Annotated in this window: 2 protein-coding genes; one reads left to right on the top strand and one right to left on the bottom strand. The window is 62.7% G+C overall.

Features of this window, described 5'->3' with window-relative positions; translation table 11 throughout:
* A partial coding sequence (locus E5W70_RS31445) for a ribonuclease E/G (RefSeq protein ID WP_292665154.1) occupies positions 1-2,411 on the bottom strand: 2,411 nt, incomplete at its 3' end.
* A gap of 667 nt (positions 2,412-3,078) precedes the next feature.
* Here E5W70_RS31445 and E5W70_RS31450 point away from each other — a divergent pair.
* A partial coding sequence (locus E5W70_RS31450; protein ID WP_292665156.1) for an AMIN domain-containing protein occupies positions 3,079-3,410 on the top strand: 332 nt, incomplete at its 3' end.

The raw sequence follows: 3,410 nt of genomic DNA on the forward strand, positions 1-3,410 counted from the left end.
ACACCGGCCGGCGCTTCACGGTCCGCTTCGGCGGCTTGGTCGCCCGCGGCTACGAAGGCGTCGTCTGTCGGCGCCGAAACGGAAGCACCTTCCACAGCAGAGCCATGCTCGCGGTCCCCTTGTTCGCGGTCCCCGTGCTCGCGTTCCCCGTGTTCACGATCCTTGCCCCCGCGCCGTCTGCGGCGCTTGCGGCGCTTGCGATCGCGGCCTTCGCCGTCCTCGCCGGACCTTGGCTGCTGCGGCTGCTGGGCAGGGCGTGGCTGCTCGGCCTGCACCGGTGCCTCGTCTTCCTCCTCGATGACGATCTCGTCCTCGGGTTCTTCCGGCTCGACATAGGCCGGGAACGTGCGCGCCTCGACGAAGCCTTCCGGCTTTTCGGCCAGCGCGCCGCGGAAGATGGCATAGTGTTGTGCACCGACCGTATCATCGGCTTCGATGGTGATGGTCACGCCGAAGCGGTGCTCGAATTCCACCAGCGTGCCGCGCTTGTGATTGAGCACATAGAGCGCGGTCGCCGCCGGCGTCCGCACCGTGATGTGGCTGCGCGAATCCTTGAGCAGGAATTCCTCGATTGCCCGCACCACCATCAGCGCGACCGACGAATCGGAGCGCACGTGGCCGGTGCCGCCGCAATGCGGGCAAGGCTTCATCGTCGATTCCAGCACGCTGGCACGGATGCGCTGGCGCGACATCTCCATCAGGCCGAAATGCGAGATGCGGCCGACCTGGATGCGGGCGCGATCGTTCTTGAGGTGATCCTTCAGCCGCTTCTCGACGGAGCGGTTGTTGCGGTTCTCCTCCATGTCGATGAAGTCGATGACGATGAGGCCGGCGAGATCGCGCAGCCTCAATTGCCGGGCGACTTCCTCGGCGGCTTCCAGATTGGTGTGGAGTGCGGTGTCCTCGATCGAGTGCTCCTTTGTGGAACGGCCCGAATTGACGTCGATGGCGACCAGCGCTTCCGTCTGGTTGATGATGATGTAGCCGCCGCTCTTCAGTGTCACCTGCGGCTGCAGCATGCGGTCGAGCTGCGCTTCGATGCCGTTGCGCACAAAGATCGGCGTCGTGTCGCGGAACGGCTGAACCACCTTGGCGTGGCTCGGCATCAGCATGCGCATGAAATCCTTGGCCTCGCGGTAGCCTTCTTCGCCGGAAACCAGGATCTCGTCGATATCCTTGTTGTAGAGGTCGCGCACCGAGCGCTTGATCAGGCTGCCTTCCTCGTAAACCAGGGCAGGGGCCGTGGATTGCAGCGTCAGATTGCGGACGTTTTCCCAAAGCCGCATCAAATATTCGTAGTCGCGCTTGATCTCTGCCTTGGTGCGGCTTTCGCCGGCCGTACGCAGGATGACACCCATGCCTTGCGGCACTTCGAGATCGGCGACCACTTCCTTCAGCCGCTTGCGGTCCTGCGCGTTGGTGATCTTGCGCGAAATGCCGCCGCCGCGCGCCGTGTTTGGCATCAGCACCGAATAGCGGCCGGCCAGCGACAGATAGGTGGTCAGCGCCGCACCCTTGTTGCCGCGCTCTTCCTTGACGACCTGCACCAGCAGGATCTGCCGGCGCTTGATCACTTCCTGGATCTTGTACTGGCGGCGCACCGGCTTGCGGCGGTTGCGCACTTCCTCCAGCGCGTCTTCGGCGCCGACCGATTCGACCTCGTGATCGTCCGGATGCGAGGATTGCACCTCTTCCAGCATGCCGCGATCATTGTCTTCGGAGGTTGCTTCGCCGCTTGTCTCGGCCCCGCTTGTCTCGACCCCGCTTAGCTCGACTTGCGGGACGGCTTCCGAGATTACATCGGCATCGACGCTGGCAGCGATGGAACTGGATCCTCCTTCGGACGGCTCGGTCTCGCCGCGATCGGCGACTTCATCGCTCTGCCCGGCGGCACCCTCGCTCTGTCCAGCAATGTCGGACATGGTGTCGTCGGCAGCGGCATCCAGGTTTTCTGCGACGGCATCTTCGCCGTTCTCGCCATTCTCACCGTCTGACGCGCCTGCCTCGCGCCTGTGCTCGCCGCGGTCGCGGCTCTTGCCGCCACGCCGGCGTCCGCGCTTGCCACGGTCGCGGCTCTGGCGGTCCTCGCCTTCGGCGGCTTCCTCGTCCTCTTCGTCTTGGGCCTCCTGTGCTTCCGCACGCAGCAGCGCCTGACGGTCGGCGACCGGAATCTGGTAGTAGTCGGGGTGTATTTCACTGAAGGCGAGGAAACCGTGACGGTTGCCGCCATATTCGACAAAGGCTGCCTGCAGGGAAGGTTCGACGCGCGTTACGCGGGCGAGATAGATATTTCCTTTGAGCTGCTTCTTGTCCTGGGATTCAAAGTCGAATTCTTCAATACGGTTACCGCGAACGACGACAACGCGTGTTTCCTCCGGGTGGGAGGCGTCTATCAGCATTTTGTTGGGCATTATTACGTTTCCTCCCGGCAGCCGTCGGCCGCAGCTTGCGGGACAATGCCCGCTGCCGTGGACCTGGAACATGGGTGCCGGACAATTGAACGTCCGCCGGCCGCTGCCTGAGCGCCATGGCGGTGCCGCCCGCAGCCGTAGTGGCGCGGTTTGTTGCGGACCTTTCCATGATTGCGCTTGAAGCCATCGTCACCAGCAGAACCTTTTGAACCAAAGCCCGGGAAAAACCGGACCAGCTTGTTTGCTCATACAGAGCCGGCACGAGACAATCCCGGCCGTTTTGCTCACGCAGGCGATTCCCCCGCCACGGGAGCACGCCTGCGAAAATCGTCGCGATCACCGATGCCTTCTTCGCCTGAAGCGAAAGGAGCCGTCTTGCGTCTGACCTGTAGCAGTAAGCTGCGGAGGAGGACGGTTCCAGGATTGCAGTGATCCACCATCGCTTTTATGATTTGGCGGGTTGGAAGGCAACCCCGATTCCCGATGCCGGCAAAAAGCCGTTCCGCAGCGGAAGCACAGGTCCCAAGCCTTCCATGAAAAGGCTTGGTTAACCTTCTCTGGATACCAATCGTTAATCGAGTTCGCGGCCTGCCAGCACTTTGACAAGCAATAAGGCACTTCGACAAGCGATCGGGCATGACGCCAAACGGGAGCGACTGGTAGAAAGATGGGACTGGCAGGCTTCGCAGACAAGGGCCGTCATCATGGAGGCCGGTTCTTCCGCACCGCCTGCCTGCTGCCGCTGATCCTGGCTTGCCTGCTCCTTTCGCCGCTTTCGCGTGCTGCCGACGCACCGCTCGGTGCCACAAGCTACAAGATGGCCGGCGATGCCACCAAGACGCGTATCGTCATCAATTTCGACCGCGAGCCGGACATCAAATGGTTCCTGCTGCGCGGCCCAAATCGTCTGGTCGTCGATCTGCCGGCCACGAGATTCGCCCTCAATGCCAAGGATGTGAAGCCGCGCGGTCTTGTCCGCGCCGTGCGTTACGGCGAACT

This window comes from Mesorhizobium sp., from assembly GCF_005063415.1.
Lineage (GTDB): Bacteria > Pseudomonadota > Alphaproteobacteria > Rhizobiales > Rhizobiaceae > Mesorhizobium.